This window comes from Acidovorax sp. LjRoot204, from assembly GCF_056175785.1.
The window spans coordinates 1-1,360 of record NZ_JBGFFF010000342.1 but is presented as its reverse complement, the minus strand read 5'-3'; the positions used below and the strand labels follow the sequence as shown (position 1 = coordinate 1,360).

Annotated in this window: 2 protein-coding genes and 1 tRNA gene; all 3 read right to left on the bottom strand. The window is 59.3% G+C overall.

Translation table 11 applies throughout. The features are described 5' to 3' along the window. Positions 1 to 364: 364 nt before the first annotated feature. A tRNA-Pro gene (locus AC04MI_RS25210) sits at positions 365 to 441 on the bottom strand. Positions 442 to 631: 190 nt separating this feature from the next. After that, a complete protein-coding gene (gene infA, locus AC04MI_RS25205; protein WP_015014402.1) occupies positions 632 to 883 on the bottom strand; it encodes a translation initiation factor IF-1 in 252 nt (83 codons plus the stop codon). A 302-nt stretch (positions 884 to 1,185) separates the two neighbouring features. After that, positions 1,186 to 1,360: CBS domain-containing protein (locus AC04MI_RS25200; RefSeq protein WP_476499048.1), on the bottom strand; the 175-nt coding region annotated here is incomplete at its 5' end.

The following is a 1,360-nucleotide window of genomic DNA, read 5'->3' as shown; positions in this document are numbered from 1 at the left end:
GTGGAACACCGTCATCCACACCATGGCGACTCCCCTCAGAGCATCGACCGCGTCGTATCGCTGCACTGCAGGCTGGGTAAGCGCTTCGGACTGGGGTAACGGTGTGGCAGCGGCTTTAGAGAGCACAGAGAAGGTCATGGAGATACCAGCAAGCACCGTGCGCAGTAAACGGCAGGGGCGGTGCGAATGGGAGCCAACCGGCGATGGCCACAATGGTACGTAGATTCCGCGAGCCTGCTGGAAACGATGGTGGTGAATAACCCATTTCCGCTCGCCACCGAGACCCCGATTGCCTCTGCGTTGAAAGGCACCAGGAGGGCAAGAAAAAAGGCCTTGCAGCATTTGCTGCAAGGCCTTCAAACATTGGTCGGAGCGGCGGGATTCGAACTCGCGACCCTCTGCTCCCAAAGCAGATGCGCTACCAGGCTGCGCTACGCTCCGACAGCCCGTATTCTAACCCGCCGATTCCCCTGTTTTTGGCTAATCGCCTGCTTTTTTGACTTTTTTTAGAAAGTAGCAGGGCGAAGAGTTCGCAGGAGGGAGCGGTCGCGCGAACGCGACGTGGCAAGAGACGAACCAGAAAAAAAACTATAAAACCGCCTCGGTCTGCCACGGACCGAAAACGGAAAGATCAGCGGCTGGAGGAAGGGCCAGGACCGCGACCGGCGAGGTGGCGGAATGTGATGCGGCCCTTGGTCAGGTCGTAAGGCGACATCTCCAGGGACACTTTGTCACCAGCCAGGATACGGATGTGGTGCTTGCGCATCTTGCCGCCGGTGTAGGCAATCAGTTGGTGGCCGTTGTCCAGCGTGACGCGAAATCGCGAGTCGGGCAAGACTTCCGTGACGGAGCCCTGCATTTCAATGAGTTCTTCTTTGGCCATGTGTTTCTCTATCTCTTCAAAGCAAATGTTCTGTGGTCGGCGCCTGAGCGGTTTTATTGCATTCACCACGGCAGCTGCAGCGTTGTCGAAACTCGACACACGGTGCATGGCGGGCGGTGGGAGTCGCTGCACCCAGGGCGCAGATCAGGCAGAGGGCCGGGAGACGGCTTCAATGAACAGGCGTCAGCGCTGTGCAAAGCCTGTCAATTGTACCGCGACAAGCCGTGTTTTGCCTATGGGACACCCGGTCTGCCCTGTGGTGCGGGCGCAGCGCTCCCAGCCAGAACCTCGAAAACCATCCGCTATCGGCCTTGCACCGCCGAGGCCAGGGTGCGCACGAGGTCGGTCTGGGTGATGATGCCAACGAGGTGATCTACATCATCCACGATGGGAATGTGATGGTGTCCGCCCTGCGAAAAGAGCGGCACGAGGTCCATCGCATGCTGGGCCGAGCGCGCCACCTGGACAGGGTGGGAC